Here is a 21815-nt window from a genome sequence, read left to right as displayed (position 1 = left end):
TGGGTGGCGGGCGCTCGCTGTGACTCTCCGTTATACGACAGTCTGTGCCTACAGCTCGGCCCCGTTCGTCTCGATCACGTGCTTATACCAGGCAAAGCTGTCCTTGCGAATGCGCGCCATCGAGCGGATGTCTTCCTCATCGCGGTCGATGTACACAAAGCCATAGCGCTTGCCGTAGCCCTGGTGCGTGCTCACGAGGTCCATGAAGCTCCAGGGGCAGTAGCCGATAAGGTTAACGCCGTCGGAAATCGCCAGCTGGGCCTGCTCGAAGTGCCGCCGCAGGTAGTCGATGCGGTACGGGTCGTGCACGCGGCCGTCCGCCTCGAGCGTGTCGCGTGCCCCAAGGCCGTTTTCGGTGATGAGGATGGGCAGACCGTAGCGGCTCGCCACGCGGCGCAGCGTCGTGCGCATGCCGATGGGATCGATGATCCAGCCGTACTCGGTTGCCGTAAGGTGGTCGTTCGCGCCAGAGCGGTACACGCCCTCCTCGCCGAGCATGACCTGTTGGTCGCCGGCACGCGCGGCGCGGTCGGTGCCGTCGTTTTTCGGCGCGGCGACGGTGGCGGTGGCGTAGTAGTTCACGCCCAGGTAGTCGGGCTTGGCAGCGGCGAGCAGCTCGGCGTCGCCCTCCTCGAACACCGGCGTGCAGCCCTTCTCCTCCATATACGCCCAGGCGATGGGGTTGTAGCGGCCAAAGCATGCCACGTCGAGGTAGTTCCAGCAGCGGATGGATTCCCAGTTATCGGCGGCAACCACGTCTGCCGGGTCGCAGCTTTGCGGATAGATGGCCGTGATGTTGGGCGCCGGACCGATCTTGGCATCCGGCCACATCTCGTGCAACATGAGCGTCGCCTTGGCGCTCGCCACGAACATGTTGTGGCTTTGCTGGTAGAGCTCGGGCGCCTCGGGAAGCCGTCCGGGGTTCATGGCGTTGGGGTGGATGACCATCACGTTCTGCTCGTTGATGGTGAGCCACATCTTGATGCGGTCGCCCAAGCGCTCGAACAGCACAAGGGCGTAGCGCTCGAAGGCGTCGACGGTGGCGCGATTGGCCCAGCCGCCACGCTCATGCAGGGCGAGCGGAAGGTCGAAATGAAACATCGTGGCCACAGGCGTGATGTCGTGTGCGACCAGCGCGTCGACCAGGCGGTCGTAGAAGGCGAGGCCCGCCTCGTTCACCGCGCCGTCGCCCTCAGGCATGACGCGCGACCAGCTGATGGAGAAGCGGTATGCCTTCAGGCCGAGCTCGGCCATGAGGGCAACGTCCTCCTCCATATGGTGGTAGTGGTCGCTTGCGACCTTGAAGTCGGTAATGCCCGCGGGCGGCGTGTGCAGGTCCTGGACAGACATGCCCTTGCCGTCTTCGTTCCAGGCGCCTTCAACTTGATACGACGAGGTGGAGGCGCCCCAAAGAAACCCGTCGGGGAACGGCTTGGGATGCCGGTAGAACATAAGCGCTCCTTTCGTCTGACGTTGGTGGGCGGCGTGACCGAACCCGGTATGTTCGGCGTGAACCTTCGTTTTAAGACGCCCATGTACGGAGCTATGATCGGCAGCTTCTGCGGCGGTATCGTCGCTGGCCTGGGCGGAGTCGCCGCACATACGATGTCTGCCGCCCCGGGCCTGCTGGGTGGCCTGCCGGTGTTCCTGGGTGGCGACATCATGAACCTCGTTTGGATGGTCGCCGGTGCGGCGGTCGGTATCGTGGTGACGTTTGTCGCGACTTTCATTCTGTACAAGCCCGAGACCGCTTAGGGCAGCGTAGCTGCAGGGGGCCCTTGCGGCCAGCGGTTTGGCTGGCGTCGGGGTGTCGCGGGCTTCAGAGGCCGGCGTTGTCGGACTCATAGTTACCGCGATGCGCGCGGCGCCGATAGGAAAAGCGCCCGCACACCCGAGTTGAAATTCGGGTGTGCGGGCGCTTCCCGTTGGCGGTTCCGTTGTGCTTGGGTGCTACAGCCTGACGACGTCCAGCAGCCTCCACGGGCCAGCGCCGTGGCCATCAGGCACTTCGTCTGCGTGGGCCTCATCGAATGCGTAAACGCAGGTCGTGCAGTTGCCCCAGCCGGCGTTGAGAACGGGCATGGGATTCTGGATGGCGCGCAGGAAGTTGAAGTTGGCGCCGCCGTGGCCTACGGCCAGCACGGTTTCGCTGCCAGGCTTGAGCATGATGTCGGTCAAGGTGGCGACCATGCGGTCGCGGACCGTATCGGATGACTCGCCGCCAAATTGCAGATAGTAGGTCCGGCAGGCCTCGGGATCGTTTTCGGCAAGGAAGTCCTGCTGGGCCTCTGGGTCGTCGTAGAACATCTCGCGCAGGCCTTTGACGCGTGCGCAGGGAAGATCGGGCTGACCGAGTTCGGCCAGGACAAGTTCCAGCGTATCTGCTGCGTGCTCGGCGGTCGAGCAGACGGCGCGATCAAGGCGCACGCCGCGTTCGCGCAGCTTGGCACCCATGGTGCGCGCCTGTTCGATGCCGCGCACGGTGAGCGGCGAGTCGCACCAGCCCTGGATGCGGTGCTGCGCGTTGAACATGGTCTCGCCATGGCGCATGAGGTACAGCGTTTTCATCGTCGAGGGGTCCTTTCTTGCGTGGCGGGGGCGGTGTTTGGCGTGCGATGGCACGTGCTTTGAGCCAAAGTGGATAAAAATGTCGATTATGCATTTTCAGACGGCTCTCGCGGCGGGGCTCGGGCGTTCGATGAGCCCGATTAGGCTCCGTCGAATGCCCGATTCGGCTCCAAACCCGGCGATTTGGAGGCGTCCACAACGATTTAAAGCCTCAAGCACGCGCCAGGGTGGGTTCTAAAAAATCATAATCGACATTTTCATCCACTTTCCCCGCTGTTGCCTTATTTACAGCACCACGATCTCGCCGGGCAGCGGCGCGAGCACGCGCTCGGGGTTCGTCACATGGTCGGCAAGCACGCGCGGATCGCCGTTGAACGTTGACCAATCCGGTGCGTCAACGGTGCCCCAGTGAATGCACAGCAGCCGCGCGTTCGGGTAGGCATTCGCGAGCTTGACCGCTCCGTCAAACGTGATGTGCCACTCGTTGTCGGAAAAATCGAGCATGATGAGGCCGGGTTCGGGCATCTCAAGGTGCTCCGGCAGCAACTTGGAGTCGCCGGGCAGCCAAATGCTGCCGTCGGGCGTGTCGAACCAGTAGCCGCAGTAGTCCTCACGCTCCCAGGTGCGGTACCCCCATTTCTTGGAATCGTTTTGCCAGTTGTGCCACGCTGGCGTGAGGCGTGCGGTCACGTTCCCGACCGTGAAGCTCTCGTCGATATCGTGGCCGATGCCCGGCAGACCCTCCTCGCGCGCAACGCTCGCAACGTACTGAGGAGCATGGTATGCCGGGCATACGCTAGCAACATCATGGCAGGTGGGACGGCTGAAATGGTCGTTATCGATGTGCGTGATGAGGATGGCGTCGAGCTCTGGCACGTCCGCAGGTGCGATGGGCGCGTCGAACACCACGGGCATGTCGAAGCCCTCGAGCACGGGGTCGACCATGATGCAAGTGCCGCGAGCGTTCAGCAAAAAGCCCGCGCCGCCCAGCCACGAGATCGTCGTGAAGTCCTGTGGGCCAAAGGCGTTGGCGGTAAGCGCGACGGTTCCGGTGGGTACTGCCTGCCCTTTGTCGTTTGTGCGTACGGTTGCGATGTCCATGTTGTTCACCTTTCAAGCTGTGGGCGCGATGCGTCCAAATTCGACAGATATCCCTGCACCCCGTGAGGGGCGTTTGCAGTTTGAGTTGTATCTGTGGCCTGTTCGCTTGCTGTGCACCCGGCAAGTTCGGGCAAGCGGACCGGTTATGCTGAGGACCTACGCTCCTACGGCGTAATGCGCTAGGCACATCCCGATGAAGTCACGCATCTCCTCGCGGAAGTCGACCGTGCGCCGCGTGATGCCTGCGAGTTTCACTGCCTCGTCTACCAGCGGATTCTCCTGGCACCAGCCGTTGATGCCCACGGCGTGGTAATAGACGGCGTTGAGAAGCTTGGATGCATGCGCGGCGTCACAGCCGAGGTTGCCCGCGAAGCGCGCGATCAGCTGGTCTTGGCCTTCGTAGTAGTGCCGCTTGAACGCGGCGAGGCGCTCGACAGCGGAGTTGGTCTCGATGATGGTGAACAGCAGGTCGCAATAGTTCAGATAGTCGCGGTGGCTTGCAAGCTGCTCGACCCACACCTCGGTGAGCACGGCGGGGGAGTACGTGCTGCCCGCCGGATAGGCCGTTAGCAGCGCGCCGTAGTATTCGTCCTGCTTGTCGGAGCAAATCTCGAGGAAGATGTCCTCTTTTGTCGTGACGTATTTATACAGGGCGGCGCGCGACCAGCCGAGTTGCTCGGCGATGGCCGCGAGCGTGATTTCGTGGTAGGGATGCTCGGCGAACAGCTCGTTGGTGACCCGTTTGATTTCGGCCATCCGCTGTTCTTTCTGTTCGTCGCTGCGCGCCCTGATGAAATCTGCCATAGCTGCCTGCCGTCCCTGCCTGAGCCTGTTTCCAAAACTGTAGCAGGCTTTTCGTATTTGGCAAATAGGAAAACAAAATTCAGCAAATCTATTTACAAGTAACGAACCGTAGCGTAAATTAACCAAAAGAGACTAGGTTGCTTTTGGTTAGGAGGGACCATGGCGATTACGGCGAATCTGTACTACACGGGAACAAATGGCGCGGCGCGCAAGTTCGCCGAGGAGATGGAGGCGTCCGGCACGGCAGACGCCATCCGCGCTGAGGGGGGCAACATCCGCTACCGCTATTTCCAGCCGCTCGACGATCCGGAGACCATCCTGCTCATCGATGCGTGGCGCGACCAGGAAGCGCTTGACGTGCATCATGCTTCGCCCATGATGGCGAAGATCGCCGAGTTACGCGACAAGTACGACCTGCACATGAAGGCAGAGCGCTACATCACCGACGAAGCCGGTCTACCCGATCACGACCAAGCCTTCATCCGCCAGTAACAAAGGGGCCGGGTTCAATCTTGTCGTTCGACGTTAAAGCGGTCCTCCCTAGTCGATCCATCTGCGTGCGCGCAGTTCATCAAGTAACGGCTCCAGGTAGCTGCGGTCGCAGGCGTCAAAGCCGCGGCGCATTCCTTCAAGTGCTGCGGAATCGCGCCTCGAACCCTTGCGAGCAGCGCTTTCGAGCATGCGAAAGTACACGCGCATGGCAATCTTGTCGAGTGCATTCAGCTGGTCGAAGAAGAACCTGCCGCGGCAGTAGCACCATGGAAGATCGGGGTATTGCTCGGCGGGAAACGAGCGGAGAAATGCCTCTTCATGCTCAGCTGCGGGCCAGTCCTTGCTAGGCATGGGCGTTGCACCGACAGCTACGACCGCATAGTGCTTTTCGGGGTGTTTCGCCATGTACGCCTTGAGCTCCTTGGAGCCCTTGAGGGAGGCAGCGTGGAACCAGCCGCTGAGGATGACGAGGTCGGCCTCGCGGGCGGCCTCGTCGATCTTTTCCACCGGAGCGACCGCGCACGTGAGTGATTCAGCCAGCCATTGTGCATACATTCTGGCCGAACCGGTCTGTGAGCGAAAGACGACGACAGCACTCATGGGTCTCCTTTCCAGCGCTTAGTGTACCGGCGGAGCCATCGATGCGCGGAAAGGCTTACAAAGCTCTGATGCGACAAGTTGGGGCCGGGTTTGGTCTTGTCGGATCAGTTAGGCTCTGAGCTCTTCCAGGAATAGCTGGACGGCGCGCGAGCGCGGGGCGTTGCGCTTCCAGACGACGTCGATGATCGAGACCGCGGGCGGGTAGAGCAGGCGGAACTCCAGACCCGTGTCGCCGCCCGTCGCGGTGAGGCCTTCGAGCGATATCATGCGGCCGGCGCCCTCCTGCACGAGCATCGCTGCGTTGAAGGACAGGTTATATGTCGCGACGACATCGAGCTCGCGTCCGTGCTCACCGAACCACATGCCCAAGGGGCCAATCGGCCCCTCATCGCTCCACGAGCGCTCGGGCATGATGAGCGGCGTGCCCGCAAGGTCGGCGGGGCCGATGATCTCCTGTGCCGCCAGCGGGTCGCCCTTTTGCATGACGACGCCCCAGGCATCGGTGGGCTGCAGGCGCAGGTGCTCGTACCGGTCGTTATCGGGGTGGGACATAAGGACCACAAGGTCGTCGAGCCCGTGTTCGAGCCGCTCGATCAGGTCGGTCGCGATGGCGCTGTGCAGGTGGAAGCGCACCTGGGGATAGCGCCTGCGGAACTCGGCGACCTGCCGTGCAATCTGCCGCATGGCGACGCTCTCGCCGGCGCCGATGTGGATGTCGCCCGCAACGATCCCTTCGTCGTGCGAGAAGTCCGCGGCAGTCTGGTCGGCGAGCCCGACAATCTCCTGAGCGCGCCGCCGCAGGTACAGGCCTTGTTCGGTGGGCGTAACGCTGCGGCTGTGGCGCTCGAACAGCTCACAGCCCAGTTCGCGCTCGAGCTGAGCGATCTGTCGCGACAGCGCGGGCTGGGTCACATGTAGCGCCTCAGCAGCGCGCGACATGGTTCCGTATTCGCAAACAGCGAGGTAGTAACGCAAGGCACGGAATTCCACAGCTTCCTCCAACCCATTACAAACCCTTATATCACGATATACAGTATAAGCAATTGTATTCTTCTTCCCGCGGACTGAAACTAAAGCTAGGCAATACCGGGGAAGGAGGAGCGGCGCATGCAGCCCATCGTGATGCATATTGGAGATGCGACAATCTCCGCCCAGCTCAACGATACCGCGGCCGCCCATGCGCTCTGCACGCAGCTGCCCGTGGTCATCCCCATGAGCGCCTCGTCCGTGGGTATCTGCGGGGCGGCTCCGTTCGAGCTTCCTGTCGATTCCGCCCGCATCCATCGTGGATGGACAAACGGCGATATCAACTACAACCCTGGCGGCGGCTGGCTCGCGGTGTTTTTCGACGACGAGGAAAACTCGCAGCGCTACGGCGACCAATTCACCATCGGTCACATCGAGGGCAGCATCGAGGAACTCCGTCGTCTCACCGGATCGTATGACGTAACCATCGAAGCACGGCGTTTATAGGTGAAAAACGCTAGAGGGTATTTCACGCCAAAGGAGGAGGCAGCATGCAGTACACAACGCTTGGCCATTCCGGCATCAAGATCTCGAAGCTCAGCCTGGGCGGCATGAGCTTCGGCAAGCCGTCGCCCGATTTCCACCAATGGACCATCGGGCCCGACGACGCACGCGCGGTCATCAAGCGCGCGCTCGACCTGGGTATCAACTTCATCGACACGGCGAACACCTACTCTTTCGGCACGAGCGAGGAGTACATCGGCGCCGCCCTGCGCGACCTCGGCATCGCGCGCGACCAGGTGGTGCTCGCCAGCAAGGTCTACTTCAACGAGGGCAAGCTCTCGCGCGAGGCCATCAACCGCGAGATCGACGGCACGCTCAAGCGCTTGGGGACCGACTACCTCGACCTTTACATCATCCATCGCTTCGATTACGACACGCCCATCGAGGAGACGATGGAGGCGCTCGACGGCCTCGTGCGCGCCGGCAAGGTCCGCGCGCTCGGCGCGAGCGAGATGTACGCCTATCAGCTGCACAACATGCAGGTCGTGGCGCAGAAGAACGGTTGGACGCCGTTCACGAGCATGCAGTGCCACTACAACCTGCTCTACCGCGAGGACGAGCGCGAAATGATTCCCGTGTGCCGCCAGTTCGACATGGCGCTCACGCCGTATTCGCCCATGGCATCCGGCCACCTGTGCCGCCCCACCTGGGATTCCGATTCCTGCCGCTCCACGACCGATGCCACGATGCGCAACAAGTACGACGCGGCGCGCGACAACGACATGCAGATCGTGGGCCGCGTGACCGAAGTTGCCGAGCGCCACGGCGTGCCCATGGCACAGATTGCGCTTGCCTGGCACTGGGCGCGTGGCGTGGAGTCGCCCATCGTGGGCTGCTCGCGCCCCGAGCGCGTGGACGACGCTGCGGCAGCGCTCGACGTGGAACTGACGGCCGACGAGGTCGCCTACCTGGAGGATCCCTACACGGCTCACGAGCTCGTAGGCCCCCTCGCCCGTCCGGGCGAAAAGCCCCTCGCCGGCACCACGAACCCCAACACCAAGTCGGGAAATTAGGGACTGTCCCTGTTTTCCCAGGAGGAGGATATGAGCATGAAAGAGTTTGAGAAGACCGATCCGGAGTTCGCCGAGCGCTTCGCGTACTTCGCGGGCGAACAGGTGCCGACCGATCCCGCGGCTGAGCTGCCGACCCGCGAGCGCTACCTGGCGATTCTTGCGGCCTTGCTGGGCTGCCAGGGCATCGACGAGTTCCGCGTGATGGCGTCCGAGGCGCTCGGCGCCGGCGTGACGCCCGTCGAGCTCAAAGAGGTTGTCTACCAGGCAACAGCGTACCTGGGCATCGGTCGCGTGCGCCCGTTTATCACTGCGGCCAACGAGGTCCTCACCGCGCGCGGCGTCGAGCTGCCGCTTCCCGGCCAGCAGACCACGACGCTCGACACGCGCCAGGCCGCAGGCAATCAGAAGCAGATTGAGTACTTCGGCGAGGGCATGCGCGAGAGCTGGGCAAACGGTCCGGCGGAGCGCGAGCATATCAACCGCTGGCTCGCTGCCAACTGCTTCGGCGACTACTACACCCGCAGCGGCCTGTCGGACCTCGATCGCGAGATGATCACGTTCTGCTACATCGCGGCCCAGGGCGGCTGCGAGCCGCAGGCCACGGCGCATGCCGGCGCGAACCTCAACCTGGGCCGCGACCGCGATTTCCTGTACCGCGTGGTCTCGCAGATGCTGCCCTACATCGGCTATCCCCGCAGCCTGAATGCCCTGGCCTGCATCGACAACGCCGTCGCTGCGCGCGCGTAGGCAGGGGAGGGAACCGCGTTGGTCGACATCGCCGGCGTGCTGGGGAGCATGTTCTCGCTCATCATCGTCACGATTCTGGGCTTCATCGCCGCGCGGGTGGGATACCTCACCGCCGACATCCGCCCCAAGATCTCGAACCTCATCTTCAACATCACCCTGCCGTGTACCGTGCTCGCGTCGGTGGGGGAGGTCGACCCGTCAACCGGTGGCGATGCCATCACCTGGTCGATCGTCCTCGGCGCGGCGATCTTCTTCGTGATGCTCGTCGCCGCCGCCGTCGCCGTGGCGGTTCTGCGTGTGCCGGTGGAGCAGCGCGGCCTCTACCTGTTCCAGGGCGTGCTCACCAACACGGGTTTCATCGGCTTCGCGGTGCTCGATTCCGTGTTCGGCGGTGCGTCGGTGTTCCTGGGCTCGATCTTCATCGCGATCTCGAACGTGTTCCTGTACAGTCTCGGCATTGCCGCGCTGACGAGCGGTGGGGCGAGTGGCGCCGAGGCCCATCGCGCATCGCTCGCGGAAACCGCGCACACCGTCCTCAGGAACATGCTCAACGTGCCACTTGTCGTGAGCCTCATCGCTATGGTCGTGTTCTTCGCGAACATCCCCGTGCCGGCGCCCATCATGCAGGCGGCGGACATGACCGGCGGTATCACCGCGCCGCTCGCGATGATGCTCGTGGGCCTTTCCATCGCCGATGCCGACCTCAAGAGCGTGCTTGCCGAGTGGCGCCTGTGGGGCTTCACGCTCATCCGCTTTCTCATCACGCCGCTCGTCGCCTATCTTGCGCTCGCGCCCATCGTTCCGAGCGAGCTTGCCCTTGGCGTCTTCATCGTGCTGCTCGCCATGCCGACCGGCTCGATGGCCGGCCCCATCGCGGCAACCTATGGGCAAGACGGCGACATCCCGGCGCGCGGCACCATCGTGTCGACGCTCGCCTCGTTTGTCATCGTGCCCATCCTCATGCTGGTCATGACGATGGCGTAGCGCGAATTCACTCATGCGGGACGGGGCGGCCTGTCTGTTCCGTCCCGTGCCGATTCTAAGGAGGAAACTATGACAACACCCGACTTCACCCCTATGTTCGGCATGGGCAACTCCAACGACGCCTATGCTCAGCACTTCATCGGCAATTCGTACCTCAACCCGCTGACCAATCCGGCGGAGGCGGGCATCGGCATGTCCAACGTCACCTTCGAGCCCGGCTGCCGCAACAACTGGCATATCCACCACGCCAGCAAGGGCGGTGGGCAGATCCTCATCTGCACCGACGGCCGCGGCTGGTACCAGGAGTGGGGGAAGGACCCGCAGGAGCTCACGCCCGGCACCGTCGTGGTGATTCCCGCCGGCGTCAAGCATTGGCACGGTGCCGCGCGCGATTCGTGGTTCAGCCACATCGCCTTCGAGGCTCCCGGCGAGGACACCTCCAACGAGTGGCTCGAGCCGGTCGACGACAGTCAGTACCCGCAAGCGTAGCGGCGCGGCGCGCTTGAGCCCGAACTGGGTTTTCGCCAACGTGCTGTTGGGGCGCCGAGCTTCTTCTCGCAGAGGCTGAGGCTCGGCGGCTTTTGCGCCTTGCTTAGGTGTCTCCTTCCAGCAACGCTTTGAGGGCATCGATTGGGGGCAGGGCATCCAGAAGCTCGTGCGACATGTCCTTGGAGGTTTTGTATGTGGCGACGCCCATCGGCATGGTGTAGTCCCGGATCATATAGTCGACGAACGCAGTATTCATATCTCTGCAGAGCACGAGGCCGATTGAAGGGTTTTCGTGCTCGCGACGTTCAAAGTCGTCAAGTACCCTCAGGTATCCGGAAAGTTGCCCGAGGTAGGCTGTTTTGAACGGGCCGTTTTTGAGCTCGACCGCTACGAGACAATTGAGGTCGCGATTGAAAAACAGCAAGTCGACGTATTGGTCAACGCCAAACGCGTCGAGGTGGAATTGGTTGCCCACGAACGAGAAGCCCTTGCCGAACGTCATGATGAATTGCTTGATGTTTTGAACGATGCCCTGCTCCAATACGCGCTCGTCGACATCCTCGGTGTCGCGTACGCCCAGTTCCTCAACGTTGATGAAGTCAAGCAGATATTCGTCTTTGAAGGTGGCGATGGCGCGGAGCGCCTGTTGGCTTTTGGACAGGGCTGAAAGAAAGTTGTTGGGCGCCGCGCCTTGGCGGTGGAAATCATCCGCTCTGATAGAGCGCTTGAGGGCGGTCACGCTTAGGTGTTCGGCAGCGCATTTGTGAACGTAAAACAAGCGCTCTTCAAGGGTCTTTGCGTGCGTGATGATCCAACGGTGGTGGGTAAACCCGATTGAAAAGAAGTCATCGAAAGAGCATCCGCTTGAATTCGGAAGTTGCAAATTCCAGATTATGGGAGTCCGCTCGTTTGGTAATTCGGAATTCGCAAGTTCCAAATTGGGAGTGGGGATGAGGTAGGGGCTCCATTCTCGGTAGAAGGTTCGCATAAGCCTTAGATTTCTTCCAGAAAAACCGCGGAGACCGGGTAGATCTTTCTGGAGCATTTCGCTGATGGTGTCAATGGCACCACTGCCCCACGCTTGTATTTCGCTTTGATGAGACAGGTAGCCCCCGACGGCAAAGTAGAGCTGTAGCTGCTGAGCATTGACGCTCTTGGCTGCAGCATATTGCGCTTGGAGAATTGCGCCCTTGATGGCCTCGACTGCTTCTCGATAGTTCATACCGTCACGTACCATTGCAGCCTCCTACCGCTGTTGCCTGCAGGTCTTCCGTTGAATAGAAGCCTATCATCGCGCGTGGACAAAAACGTTTGAGTGCTCACATCGCATCTTGCCGGGCTATCTGCTTTGGTACGATGTCGGCAATGGTGGATCATTCGAACCTGCGAGGTACGTATGGGGCGTCAGGGCGGCGAGCACTACAAGTTCTTCAACCACACGGCATGCGAGTTCTACCCCTGCCACGATATGCCGGCAGAAGACCTCAACTGCCTGTTCTGCTATTGCCCGCTGTACTGCCTGGGCCCCGATTGCGGCGGCAACTTCCGCTACGTGGGCGAGGCGGGCGACATCAAGGATTGCTCCGCCTGCACCGTGCCGCATCGCCGGGAGAACTACGATTACATCATGCGCCAGTTCGAGCGCGTGAAGGATATCGCCGCCCGTAGCACAGGCGATTGACCCGCCTCATATCCTCAAGATGTCCCTTGAAATACGAAAGCACGTGCCTATAATTACTCAAGGTAATTATCAATGGCAACTAAAATCGAGCACAGAGCAGATCGCAGGGGGCATCGCCATGAAAGAGCGTTCATTCAAGGTCCTTATGGATACGCTGCGCCGCGCGCGCCGCATCGACGGCTTGATGCCAGACTTGCCGCCCGATCTCACCAACGGCAGGACCCGCGTGCTCGACACCCTTTATGAGCTGGGAGGATGCGCCGAGGAAGACCCCGCCTGCCGCCGTGCGGTCCGCGTGAGCGACATCGCCGAGGACATGGGCACCACGCGTCCGAGCATCACGCGCGCGGTGTGCGACCTTGAGCGAAACGGGTATCTGCGCAAAATTCCCAGCCCTACGGACGGACGCGAGGTGCTGGTCGAGCTCACCGAGCACGGTCTTGCCACGCACCGCATCTGGTACGAAGAGGTCTACGAGCACACCGCGCAGCTGCTGGGCGACGCGGGCGTGACGGAAGGCGATATCGAGGTGACGGTGCGCACGGTCATGCGCTTGCTCGAGGTGACGGCGGCGGCGGACCTTACGAACTGGCAGAACGAACGCCTCGCCCGGCGCGCGGCGGAAGCCGGAATCGCGGGTGAGTAGAGCGTGGAGAGCAAACAAAAGCTAACGCCGCGCGTCGTTGCATCGGTGATTGCGGCGGGCATCATGTCATTTTCCGGCGTGGTGGTGGAAAGCTCCATGAACGTGACGTTCCCCACGCTCATGGGCGAGTTCGGCATCAGCACGGCGGTGGTGCAGTGGATCACCACGGGCTACCTGCTCGTGCTGTCCATCATCATCCCGACGTCATCGTACCTGCGGCGCCGTTTCACCATGCGCACGCTGTTCATCGTGGGCGCCTCGTGCTTCTTGGCAGGCACGCTGGCGGCGGCGCTCGCCCCGGCCTTCCCGGTGCTTCTTGCCGGTCGCCTGGTGCAGGGCGTGGGCACGGGCGTGGCGCTGCCCCTCATGTTCAATATCATTTTGGAGCAGGTGCCCCGCAAAAGCATGGGCCTCATGATCGGCATCGCCAACTTCATCACCTCGACGGCGCCTGCCATCGGGCCGTCGCTCGGCGGTTTCCTCGTGGGTGCGGCGGGATGGCGCGCGGTGTTCTGGGCGCTCGTGCCGCTCGTTCTCGTGTCGTTCGTTATGGGGGCCGCGTGCATTCGGCAGGAGGCGAGGCCCGAGCCCTCGTCGCTCGACATCTGCGGCCTTATCGTGCTTGCCATCGGCTTTGCCTGCTTTATCTTCGCGGCCAATAGCGCTTCCTCGGCCGGATGGACGAGTCCTCTCGTGCTCGGGCTGTTCGCCGTGGCCGCCGTTGCGATCGCGCTGTTCTGCAAACGGTCGCTTTCCCAGCCCGATGCCCTGTTGAACGTGCGCGTGCTGCGCGACCCGGTGTTCGCCCTCTCGGCGCTCGGGATTCTGCTCGTGCAGTTCTGCACGCTCGGACTGGCGTTTCTCATTCCCAACTTCGCCCAGCTCTCGCTTGGAATCGGTGCGTTTACCGCGGGGTGCCTGCTTGTGCCGGGGGCGCTCGCGGGTGCCGTGCAGGCGCCGCTGTCGGGCATCATCTACGATCGGCTCGGCGCAGGGGTCTCGATCATCACGGGCTGCGTGGTCACGCTCGCATCTACGTTGCTGTTTTTCTGGCTTGCGCCAACGCTCACCGAGCCGCTCATCATCTGCCTCTTCGTGCTGTACTCGCTGGGCAAAGGCGCAAATTTGCCCAGCAACATGACGAACGGTCTCGCGCATCTGGCTTCCGGCCAAAACGCCGACGGCAACGCCATCATCAACACGATGCAGCAGCTGGCGGGCGCAATCGGCACGGTGTTCGTGTCGACTGTCGTGGCGAGCGCCCAGGCTGCCGACCCCTCGCACATGGCGGCAGCCACGGCGACGGGAACCCAGCAAGCGTTTCTGCTGGTCGTTGCCTTTGCGGCAGCCGAGGCCGTGTGCACGGCCATCATCTTCGGCGTGTTCAAAAATCGCAAACGGGCGGTATAGCTCGTCGGGAACGCGGCGCCGCTGCGTTCCCGACGCGTGGTTTGGGGCGCGCTGCCATCAAATACAGCGATTGGCATGCCGGCTGCCGACAGAAGCCCTGCGTTCAGCGAATCGTGCTGGACGCAGGGCTTTTTGCGCAATGGCGCGGCAATAAGAGCAATAGCCTGCCGACCGATGAATCGACGCCACAAACGCACGGGAGGAGGGTTGAGCCATGAAGAGGATGCCCGTTGCGAACTTCCCCGCCATGCTGCTGACTATTGCGCTGATTGCGGTGAGTCCGATTCCCTCCCTTGCATATGCCGACGACGCGCCCGAAGTGGCGGTCGTCGAGCTTGAGTCCGCTGCGGCGGATGAGGAGGCGGCTGCTACCGAAGAAACCCTGCCGCCGGATGCGGAAGATGAGACCGCGCCCGCCGACGATACGACCGATGCCGTGAGCGCTGTGGATGTCGACGGGTCCGGCTGGATCGTCGGGCCGTTGGGCGACCTCGTACCCCAGGCAAGTGTGCTGCCGGTTGAGGAGGCCCGGACGACGGAGCTCGCGGAAGGCCAGGCCGTGACCTTTGTGGGCCAGCTCGCCTATCCGGTTGCGGAAGGCGACGATTCGACCGATCCCGTCAGTGCCAACCTGTTGTTCCCCGCAGGCGGTGTCGCCGTTGGCGACACCGTGACCATCGTGTTCTACGCGGAAGGCGATGAGCCGGTGACGCTGAGCGCCACCGTAGTCGCCGGCGCGGACGGATCCCCGGCGGGTGCTCTGGTGGAAGTGCGCTGGGACGGCGCGCGCCTCACGCTGAACGGCGTGCCGACGGGAACGGCCAACGGGCGCTACGAGGTCATCGGTGCGGTTGCCTCCGAACCCGCGGAGCCGGCGGAACAGGAGCTTGAGGAAGAGCCTGGTCCGGAGCCCCGCGAGGGTGACGAGGCCGAGCCGGGGAAGACCCCCGAAGAGAATCCCGAGGAGCAGTTCGAAGAGGAGCAGCCTGAAGAGGGGCCCGGTGCGGATCTCGACGCCAAGCTCGAGGAGGAGCTCGCCGCGGCAACGGCTGAGCTGGAAGAGCTGCGCGCGAAGCTGGACGAGGCGACCGTTCTCGACGAGGATGAGCTGGCAGACGCGCCTGATGCGACGGCCTACCTGCCGGCGGATGACGCTGCGACGCTCGCGTCCGAGCTGGATGCGCTCGCGGCAAGGCTCGAGGCCGAAGACCTCACGCTCGACGGCATTTCTGCCGCACGCGGCGAGGTCAAAGACCTACATAAGAAGCTCGCCGCTGCCATCAAGATGGTGCATGTCGACCGCACGGCCCTGAGTGACGCTGCGGCGGCGGCGGACAAAGCCCTCGCAGAAACCGCCGCCTCGAAGGACGGCCGTGATGTAAAGCACGGCTCCGCCTGGACAGCCCCCGAACATCACGATGCGCTCAAGGCAGCCCTCGCCGAGGCGAAGACAATGCTCGACGCAAAGGACGCCAGCCAGAACGCCGTCGACACCACGGCGGATGCGCTTGCCATAGCCCGCACTGCGTTCGAGGACACCGTGAAAGTCGCCCAGGTTTCCCGCGCTGATCTTGAGAAGGCGCGCGCCGCAGCTGCTGATGCGGACAACGGCGTGACCATCGCCGAGGACATCTTCGACGTCGCTCCCGGCGCCCGGTGGGCAACAACGGAGCAGGGCGACGCGTTCAACGCCGCTCGCGCTGCGGCCAAAACCGTCGCAACCGCAGAGCTGACATCGCTCACGCAAAACGACGTCGATGCCGCGACGGACTCCCTCGCCAAGGCGACGGAGACGTTCTCCCAGGCCATCGCTACCAAGCCCAAGATCGAGCACTTCACGATCGCGCTTCCCGATGATCCCTTTGGCGATGACGTTGCCTACGCGTCTCCGGGCAACCCGCTGAATCTAAAGCCCGTGTTCGATCCCGCCGCCTCCGCAGTTGCGGTGACGTGGAGCTCGTCGAATTCCAAGGTCGCACGCGTCGACGCCAACGGCACGATGACCGCAGTTTCCGACGGCGTCGTGACCATCACGGCCACCACGCGCGCGTTCCCGGACGTAGCGGAAAGCGTGACGGCAACGCGCCGCATCGCGGTGTTCGGTACCGGAGCGACCTGGGATTACCGGAACGCGAGCGCCGGCATCACGGTGGAAGGCGTCCCCTCGGGCGTCACCGTGGAGTGCCTGGTGCTTACCGGCGCACGTGAGAATCCCGTTACGAGCCTGGGCAAAGGCGACCGCGCGGTCCTCGGTGTCGCCATCGCGCTCGTGACGCCGCTTGACGACACGGTCATGGGCATGACCTTCGACGGCATGCACGCGCGCATCGGCATCCGCACGCACGACTACGATGACCAGACGGTCGAGGTCGTCCTGTACGGCGACGATGGTTACACCTACACGTACGAAACCGTCGTCGGCGGTGGCGAGGTGTACCTCACGACGCCTGCTGGCGGGTACTTCGAGATCATTGCCCGTGCTGACCTACTGAAAGACACGAAGGATGCCAACAAGGACGATCCCGCCAAGCCATCCGATAACGCCGAGCTCACCGGCAAGAACGTACGCGAGATTCTGCCGCAGACCGGCGACAACTCGCTGGCAGCGGTGCTCCTTGTAGGCGGTGCTGGCATCGCACTAATCGCATGCGGCCTGTTCGCCATCCATCGGACCCGGAGATCGGAGCGCTAGCGCGCAACCACACGAAAGGCTTCATCAACATGGGGGCGGACCTGTATCCGCCCTCATTTTTGCGCCCATTCCATGGCACCCAAACCATGCTCACAACATATACCTAGCCATAGGATATAGGTCTTTTACATGGTGCGAGCCGCGTCCTACCATAGGCTCCGAAAGGAGATTGCTATGGGTGATTTGAGCGAAGACCTCGAGCGCTGCCTGTGCGACTGCGCGTGCGACGAGGCGCGCGCCGCGAAAGCCCGCTGCTCGTGCGAAGAGGGCCGTGTCCGCGAAGCCAAGCGCGTACTGCTAAGCGAGCGCCAGCGCCTGCTCGACGAGCTGCACGCCAACCAGCGGGGCATCGATGCCATCGATCACATGCTGCACCGCGTGAGCTGCGAGTGCGTGCCGCGCAGGGCGTCTGCCAACAGCGGGGAGGGGGCCTCCCATGAGTGACCGCGTTGCGGCAATCCTGGCCGATTCGTTCACCAAGATTCTCATCCCGGGCCTGACCGCCACCATCCCGCTGGCGCTCATTTCGTTCGCCATCGCGCTCGTGATCGCTATCGCCGTGGCGCTCGTGCAGTATGCGCGCGTGCCCGTGCTCACGCAGCTCGCGCGCTTCTACATCTGGATCATCCGCGGCACGCCGCTGCTCGTGCAGCTCTACGTGGTGTTTTACGGTCTGCCGGACTTTGGCATCGTGCTCGACCCGTTCCCGACGGCCATCATCGTGTTCTCCATCAACACGGGCGCCTATTCTGCCGAAACCATCCGCGGCGCGCTGGAATCGGTGCCGGCGGGCCAGCTCGAAGCGGGCTATTGCGTGGGCATGAGCTACATGCAAATCATGCGCCGCATTCTGCTGCCGCAAGCCCTGCGCGCCGCGTTCCCGCCACTTTCCAACGAGCTCATCGCCCTCGTGAAGGACACGTCGCTCGCGGCGAACATCACCGTGCTCGAGATGCTCATGGCCACCCAGCAGATCGTGTCGCGCACCTACGAGGCGCTGCCGCTGTACCTGGAGGTTGCAGCCATCTACCTGCTGTTCTCCACGGTGCTCACGTGGCTGCAGGGCATCGGTGAGAAGAAGCTCGCGTCGTTTGGCATGGAGAGGGGATAGCACATGGCAGATGAGATGCTGAGGCTTTCGGGCGTGCGCAAGTCGTTCGGTGGCGTCGAGGTGCTGCACGGCATCGACCTCACCGTGCGCCGCGGCGAGGTCGTGGCCATTTTGGGCCCGTCTGGATCGGGCAAAACGACCCTGCTGCGCTGCGCGAACTTTTTAGAGCGCGCCGATGCCGGCACGCTCGAGCTCGGCGGCGGGCGCTACGACCTGGCGAGCGCGAGCAGACGCGAGATCTCGGAGGTGCGCCGCAAGACGGCGTTCGTGTTCCAGAACTACAACCTGTTCCGGAACCGGACCGTGCTCGGCAACGTGACCGAGGGGCTGATCGTTGCCCGCAAGATGCCGCGGGCGCGAGCGGAGCGGATCGCCCGCGGCTGCCTGGAGCGCGTGGGCATGGCGGCACGCGCCGACGCCTACCCGGCGGAGCTTTCCGGCGGCCAGCAGCAGCGCGTCGCCATCGCGCGCGCCATGGCGACCGACCCGGAGATCATCTACTTCGACGAGCCCACGAGTGCGCTTGACCCCGAGCTCACCGTCGAGGTGTTGGGGTCCATGCGCCGGCTCGCCGAAGAGGGCATGACCATGCTCGTGGTGACGCACGAGATGGGTTTCGCGCGCAACGTCGCCGACCGCGTGGTCTTCATGGAGGGCGGCGCTGTGGTGGCCGAGGCTCCTGCGCGCGAGTTCTTCGAGTACCCGGCGAACGAGCGCGTGCGCACGTTCCTGCGCACCGTCTCCGGTGCCGACGAGTAGGACAGCCTCAGAAGAAACAGCAAGAAAGGATTCGATAGGAATGCTGAACCAGAAGATTTCCCGCCGCGACTTTTTGGCCGCCGTGGCCGCCGTGTCGGCGCTCGGCCTTGCCGGCTGCGGCGGCACCAGCGCGGATGCCGGCTCGGCGTCCGCATCTGTCGACGGCGACCTCCTCGCCCAGATCTCCGATCGCGGCGAGATGGTGTTCGCCACCGAGGGCACCTGGAGCCCCTGGACGTTCCACAACGAGGCAGGCGAGCTGACGGGTTTCGACATCGAGGTCGCACGCGCCATTGCCGACAAGCTCGGCGTCGGGGCGACCTTCGCCGAAGGCGAGTGGGACGGCCTGCTCGCGGGCCTTGATTCGGGCCGCTACGATACGATGGCCAACGGCGTCTCGGTCACCCCCGAGCGCGAGGAGAAGTACGACTTCACCGAGCCGTATGCCTACAACCGCATCGTGGTCATCACAACCGCGGATTCCGACATCGCCTCCATGGAAGACCTCGAGGGCAAGACGACGGCCAACACGTTGGGATCCAGCTACGCGACGCTCGCCGAGAGCTTCGGCGCCACGAATACGGGCGTGGACGACTTCAACCAGACCATCCAGCTGCTCGAGAGCGGTCGCATCGACGCGACCCTGAACGACGAGGTCGTGTTCTACGACTACATGAACCAGCACCCCGATGCGGCCCTGAAGATCGCTGCGGAAAACGACGAGCCCACGCACGTGGCGTTCCCGCTGCGCCGCGAGGCGGCAACCGAGAGCCTGCTAGCGGCCATGAACGAGGCGATCGCCGAGCTGCGCGAGGACGGCACGCTGGCCGAGCTCTCACAGGAGTTCTTCGGCATCGACATCACCGAGGCATAACAGTCGACCGTTCGGTTTGCGACATGCGGCGGGGCCACGGGCGTATTTGCCCGCGGCCCCTATTTGCGCTCGATGGGTTCTGCGGGGTGGGCGCACCCGGCCGCCGCTATTCGTCGTGATGGCCGTCTTTCCATCCCGCATGCTCACCGTGATGGCCGGAGGCCTGTCCTGAGTTGTTTCCGTTTCCGTTGCCAGCACCCGATCCCTGGCCCTGCCCGGCGGCAGATGCCGATGAGCCCTCGTGCTCGCCGCTGTCCGTATGCCCTTCGGCCTCGTGGATATCGTGCCAGGAGAGCTCGACGCCGTTGGCAGCGGCCAGGTCGAGCAGCTCGCGCATGGTCATGCTTCCGGCTTCGTCGGCCGTGATGTCCACGCCCGCATCGGCGAGCGCACGATACACGCGGTACTTGCCCACGCCAAGGCCGGCATCTGCCGCCTGCTCGTGGTCCTCTTCGCTTGCGTGCGAGCAGTGGACCTGGCCCGTGCCGTCTTGTTCTAGGCAGTGCGTGCCCACGCTCTCGAGCTGGGTGGCGACGTTTCGGTCGTCGCACACGATGGTGAGTTCGATGGCCGATGAGCTGTCGAGATAGGTCGCAAGCGCGCCCTCGATGGCCGTCATCGCCTCCTCGTAGGTGTCGCCCTCGACGTTTGCTATGGCAAGCACTTCGGCCCCGTCCTCGTTGTAGGCCTTCGTGCTCGCCACGCGGTCGAGGCGGTTGATGCCGAGCTCGATGGAGGGGTTCACGTCGATGGCCACGTAGGCGTACGGCTGCCATGCCCAGGCGACGCCGACGACGCCCACCGCCACGAGGACGAGGCACGCCGCGAGGGCGGCGACAAGCGGGAAGCGGCGCCGGGCGCGTGTGCGCGGCTGTTCGGCGGCGCCGTTGACGACCGAGAGACGTGCGGGCTCGTTGGCAGTCTGTGGGGCGTGCGCCTCCATCTCATCCGCCCGCTCGACGGCGGCCCCAGCCTGCCGCTGCGTTTCGATGTGCGCGAGCGTGCGCTCGGCCAGCCCTGCGGGCATGTGCGTCCGATCGAAGGCCTCGTGCATCTGCTGCTCAAGCTTGTCGGTCATGACAGGGCCTCCCTCAGTCGCTTCTTGCCGCGCGAGATCCACGAGTACACGGTGCCCACCGGCATACCGGTCATCTGTGAGATCTCCCGTGCGGAATAGCCCTCGTACAGGGCGAGGTAGAGCTGCGTTTTCGGCGGGTCGCCCAGCGCGTCCATGGCGTCCAAGATCGTGCGCAGGCCGAGGGCCGCCTCGTCGTCCTCGCAGCCGAGTTCCCCCTCGCGCCCCTTGTCGGCGAGCTCTTCGACCGACGCGTTGCTGCGGCGCGCGCTTTTGAGGACATCCTTGCAGGCGTTGATGGCGACGCGCAGCAGCCATGCCTTCTCGTGCGCGCCATCTGCGAACGCGGCGTCGTGCAGCGAGAACTTGAGGAAGACATCTTGAAAGACGTCCTCGGCGTCTGCCGGGGAAAGATAGACCAGACACGCGCGCCAGACGGCATCGCCGAACGTGGCGATGGCCCGCTCGATATCGCTGCTGGCGCGCATGCCGCCTCCTTTCTCCTCCCCGATACGGCTGCTATGCGGGGCGATGCTCGCAGGGACCGACGCCGGTCTCGCCTGCACCCGTATCCACCATGGTACATCCGGGTGCCGAGCAGTCCGTTCCGCGTGCCGTTCGGCACCATGGGCGAGAGCTGTCCATCGCCCCGATTGCCTGTTTAGCAGTGCCCGTGGCCGTGCGCGTGATGCGCGCCTGCGCCGTAGCCGTGATGGCTTCCACGTGCGCAGCCTGAGGCGGCAGACCCTGCGTCGCGGTGGTCGCAGATGCCATCGCCGTCGCCATCGATGAAGCCGTCATCTGACCCGCCCGCTTGGCAGGCGCCGTTCGCGCAGGCATCGCAGATGCCGTCGCCGTTCTCGTCGCTATAGCGCGCGCAGCCATGGTGGGCACGCGAGGCCACATTGCCGCATGTGTCGCACACCCCGTCGCCGTCGGCATCGAGGTATCCCGTGCAGGTGCTCCATCCGTCTGCTGCGTAGCGCGCAGAGGGGGTGCCTCCCGTCGTCTGGCTGAGGGCACCCTGCAGGCTACCCTGCCCCGTCCCTGCGCCGAGGCCGCCCGCCATCGCGGGAACGGCACCGATCAGTGTTGCGCCCAGCGCGACGGTTCCCAGCGTTGCCAATACCGTGAGCTTCGTATTCGTCTTCATGGTCGTATCCCTTCTGCCGTTGTGTCCGTGGGGAGGCTCCTCATAACAGAAACGATTGAGGGTGCGGAATCCTTGCAACAGATTTG

Annotated in this window: 25 protein-coding genes; 15 read left to right on the top strand and 10 right to left on the bottom strand. The window is 63.6% G+C overall.

Features of this window, described 5'->3' with window-relative positions; translation table 11 throughout:
- Positions 1–48: 48 nt before the first annotated feature.
- Complete coding sequence (locus H6A21_RS05100; RefSeq protein ID WP_204560937.1) at positions 49–1452, bottom strand: glycoside hydrolase family 1 protein; 1404 nt, start codon at positions 1450–1452, stop codon at positions 49–51.
- Here H6A21_RS05100 and H6A21_RS05095 point away from each other — a divergent pair.
- Positions 1438–1755, top strand: coding sequence for a hypothetical protein (locus tag H6A21_RS05095; protein WP_204560935.1), 318 nt, complete (start codon positions 1438–1440; stop codon positions 1753–1755). The genes H6A21_RS05100 and H6A21_RS05095 overlap by 15 nt on opposite strands.
- Positions 1756–1950: 195 nt before the next feature.
- Here the strand turns inward: H6A21_RS05095 and H6A21_RS05090 are convergent, their stop codons facing one another.
- From H6A21_RS05090 to H6A21_RS05080, 3 genes are all read right to left on the bottom strand, one after another.
- Complete coding sequence (locus tag H6A21_RS05090) at positions 1951–2568, bottom strand: histidine phosphatase family protein (RefSeq protein WP_204560933.1); 618 nt, start codon at positions 2566–2568, stop codon at positions 1951–1953.
- 285 nt (positions 2569–2853) lie between these two features.
- Positions 2854–3669, bottom strand: a complete 816-nt coding sequence (locus H6A21_RS05085) for an MBL fold metallo-hydrolase (RefSeq protein WP_204560932.1) — start codon at positions 3667–3669, stop codon at positions 2854–2856.
- 156 nt (positions 3670–3825) lie between these two features.
- Positions 3826–4473 (bottom strand): TetR family transcriptional regulator, encoded by a 648-nt coding sequence (locus tag H6A21_RS05080; protein ID WP_204560930.1) that lies wholly within the window; start codon positions 4471–4473, stop codon positions 3826–3828.
- A gap of 159 nt (positions 4474–4632) precedes the next feature.
- Here H6A21_RS05080 and H6A21_RS05075 point away from each other — a divergent pair, with 159 nt between their 5' ends.
- Positions 4633–4965, top strand: coding sequence for a putative quinol monooxygenase (locus H6A21_RS05075; RefSeq protein WP_204560928.1), 333 nt, complete (start codon positions 4633–4635; stop codon positions 4963–4965).
- Between the two features lie 48 nt (positions 4966–5013).
- Here H6A21_RS05075 and H6A21_RS05070 read toward each other — a convergent pair whose 3' ends face one another.
- Together H6A21_RS05070 and H6A21_RS05065 are read right to left on the bottom strand one after the other, a co-directional pair.
- Positions 5014–5565, bottom strand: coding sequence for a flavodoxin domain-containing protein (locus H6A21_RS05070; protein ID WP_204560926.1), 552 nt, complete (start codon positions 5563–5565; stop codon positions 5014–5016).
- A 108-nt stretch (positions 5566–5673) separates the two neighbouring features.
- Positions 5674–6693, bottom strand: a complete 1020-nt coding sequence (locus H6A21_RS05065) for a LysR family transcriptional regulator (RefSeq protein ID WP_275052466.1) — start codon at positions 6691–6693, stop codon at positions 5674–5676.
- On the opposite strand from H6A21_RS05065, the gene H6A21_RS05060 reads away from it, so the two are divergent.
- The 5 genes from H6A21_RS05060 to H6A21_RS05040 all read left to right on the top strand — a co-directional run bounded on the left by H6A21_RS05060 (position 6673) and on the right by H6A21_RS05040 (position 10328).
- Complete coding sequence (locus H6A21_RS05060) at positions 6673–7038, top strand: cyclophilin-like fold protein (protein ID WP_204560922.1); 366 nt, start codon at positions 6673–6675, stop codon at positions 7036–7038. The genes H6A21_RS05065 and H6A21_RS05060 overlap by 21 nt on opposite strands.
- Positions 7039–7082: 44 nt before the next feature.
- Positions 7083–8108, top strand: coding sequence for an aldo/keto reductase (locus H6A21_RS05055; protein ID WP_204560920.1), 1026 nt, complete (start codon positions 7083–7085; stop codon positions 8106–8108).
- Positions 8109–8144: 36 nt separating this feature from the next.
- Positions 8145–8855 (top strand): carboxymuconolactone decarboxylase family protein, encoded by a 711-nt coding sequence (locus tag H6A21_RS05050; protein WP_204560918.1) that lies wholly within the window; start codon positions 8145–8147, stop codon positions 8853–8855.
- Positions 8856–8873: 18 nt separating this feature from the next.
- Entirely contained in the window at positions 8874–9839 is a 966-nt protein-coding gene (locus tag H6A21_RS05045) for an AEC family transporter (protein WP_204560916.1), read from the top strand.
- Between the two features lie 69 nt (positions 9840–9908).
- Entirely contained in the window at positions 9909–10328 is a 420-nt protein-coding gene (locus tag H6A21_RS05040; RefSeq protein ID WP_204560914.1) for a cupin domain-containing protein, read from the top strand.
- A gap of 103 nt (positions 10329–10431) precedes the next feature.
- On the opposite strand, the gene H6A21_RS05035 is transcribed toward H6A21_RS05040, so the two are convergent.
- Entirely contained in the window at positions 10432–11565 is a 1134-nt protein-coding gene (locus H6A21_RS05035; RefSeq protein WP_204560911.1) for a PDDEXK nuclease domain-containing protein, read from the bottom strand.
- 159 nt (positions 11566–11724) lie between these two features.
- On the opposite strand from H6A21_RS05035, the gene H6A21_RS05030 reads away from it, so the two are divergent.
- The 8 genes from H6A21_RS05030 (at position 11725) to H6A21_RS04995 (ending at position 19501) form a co-directional block, all read left to right on the top strand.
- Entirely contained in the window at positions 11725–12009 is a 285-nt protein-coding gene (locus tag H6A21_RS05030) for a cysteine-rich small domain-containing protein (protein WP_204560903.1), read from the top strand.
- A 118-nt stretch (positions 12010–12127) separates the two neighbouring features.
- On the top strand, positions 12128–12655 hold the full coding sequence (locus H6A21_RS05025) for a MarR family winged helix-turn-helix transcriptional regulator (RefSeq protein WP_239458287.1): 528 nt from the start codon (positions 12128–12130) through the stop codon (positions 12653–12655).
- A gap of 3 nt (positions 12656–12658) precedes the next feature.
- Entirely contained in the window at positions 12659–14065 is a 1407-nt protein-coding gene (locus H6A21_RS05020) for a DHA2 family efflux MFS transporter permease subunit (RefSeq protein ID WP_204560901.1), read from the top strand.
- Between the two features lie 214 nt (positions 14066–14279).
- Entirely contained in the window at positions 14280–16757 is a 2478-nt protein-coding gene (locus tag H6A21_RS05015) for an Ig-like domain-containing protein (RefSeq protein WP_204560899.1), read from the top strand.
- A 174-nt stretch (positions 16758–16931) separates the two neighbouring features.
- The gene (locus H6A21_RS05010; protein WP_204560897.1) at positions 16932–17201 is read left to right on the top strand and encodes a hypothetical protein; all 270 of its coding nucleotides are present in this window, start codon (positions 16932–16934) and stop codon (positions 17199–17201) included.
- Positions 17194–17868 (top strand): amino acid ABC transporter permease, encoded by a 675-nt coding sequence (locus tag H6A21_RS05005; protein ID WP_204560896.1) that lies wholly within the window; start codon positions 17194–17196, stop codon positions 17866–17868. The genes H6A21_RS05010 and H6A21_RS05005 overlap by 8 nt, the downstream gene beginning before the upstream one ends.
- A 3-nt stretch (positions 17869–17871) precedes the next feature.
- Positions 17872–18627: an amino acid ABC transporter ATP-binding protein gene (locus H6A21_RS05000; protein ID WP_239462676.1), complete on the top strand. Its 756-nt coding sequence runs from the start codon at positions 17872–17874 to the stop codon at positions 18625–18627.
- A 40-nt stretch (positions 18628–18667) separates the two neighbouring features.
- A complete protein-coding gene (locus tag H6A21_RS04995; protein WP_204560894.1) occupies positions 18668–19501 on the top strand; it encodes a transporter substrate-binding domain-containing protein in 834 nt (277 codons plus the stop codon).
- Between the two features lie 106 nt (positions 19502–19607).
- Here H6A21_RS04995 and H6A21_RS04990 read toward each other — a convergent pair whose 3' ends face one another.
- The 3 genes from H6A21_RS04990 to H6A21_RS04980 form a co-directional block, all read right to left on the bottom strand.
- A complete protein-coding gene (locus H6A21_RS04990; protein ID WP_204560892.1) occupies positions 19608–20579 on the bottom strand; it encodes an anti-sigma-I factor RsgI family protein in 972 nt (323 codons plus the stop codon).
- The gene (locus tag H6A21_RS04985) at positions 20576–21064 is read right to left on the bottom strand and encodes an RNA polymerase sigma factor (RefSeq protein WP_204560890.1); all 489 of its coding nucleotides are present in this window, start codon (positions 21062–21064) and stop codon (positions 20576–20578) included. The genes H6A21_RS04990 and H6A21_RS04985 overlap by 4 nt, the downstream gene beginning before the upstream one ends.
- A gap of 173 nt (positions 21065–21237) precedes the next feature.
- Positions 21238–21729, bottom strand: coding sequence for a hypothetical protein (locus H6A21_RS04980; RefSeq protein ID WP_204560888.1), 492 nt, complete (start codon positions 21727–21729; stop codon positions 21238–21240).
- Positions 21730–21815: the final 86 nt, after the last annotated feature.

This window comes from Collinsella tanakaei, from assembly GCF_016902615.1.
GTDB classification, from domain to species: domain Bacteria; phylum Actinomycetota; class Coriobacteriia; order Coriobacteriales; family Coriobacteriaceae; genus Collinsella; species Collinsella tanakaei_A.
The sequence above is the reverse complement of the archived record's forward strand: the minus strand, read 5'-3'. Positions and strand labels throughout refer to the sequence as shown.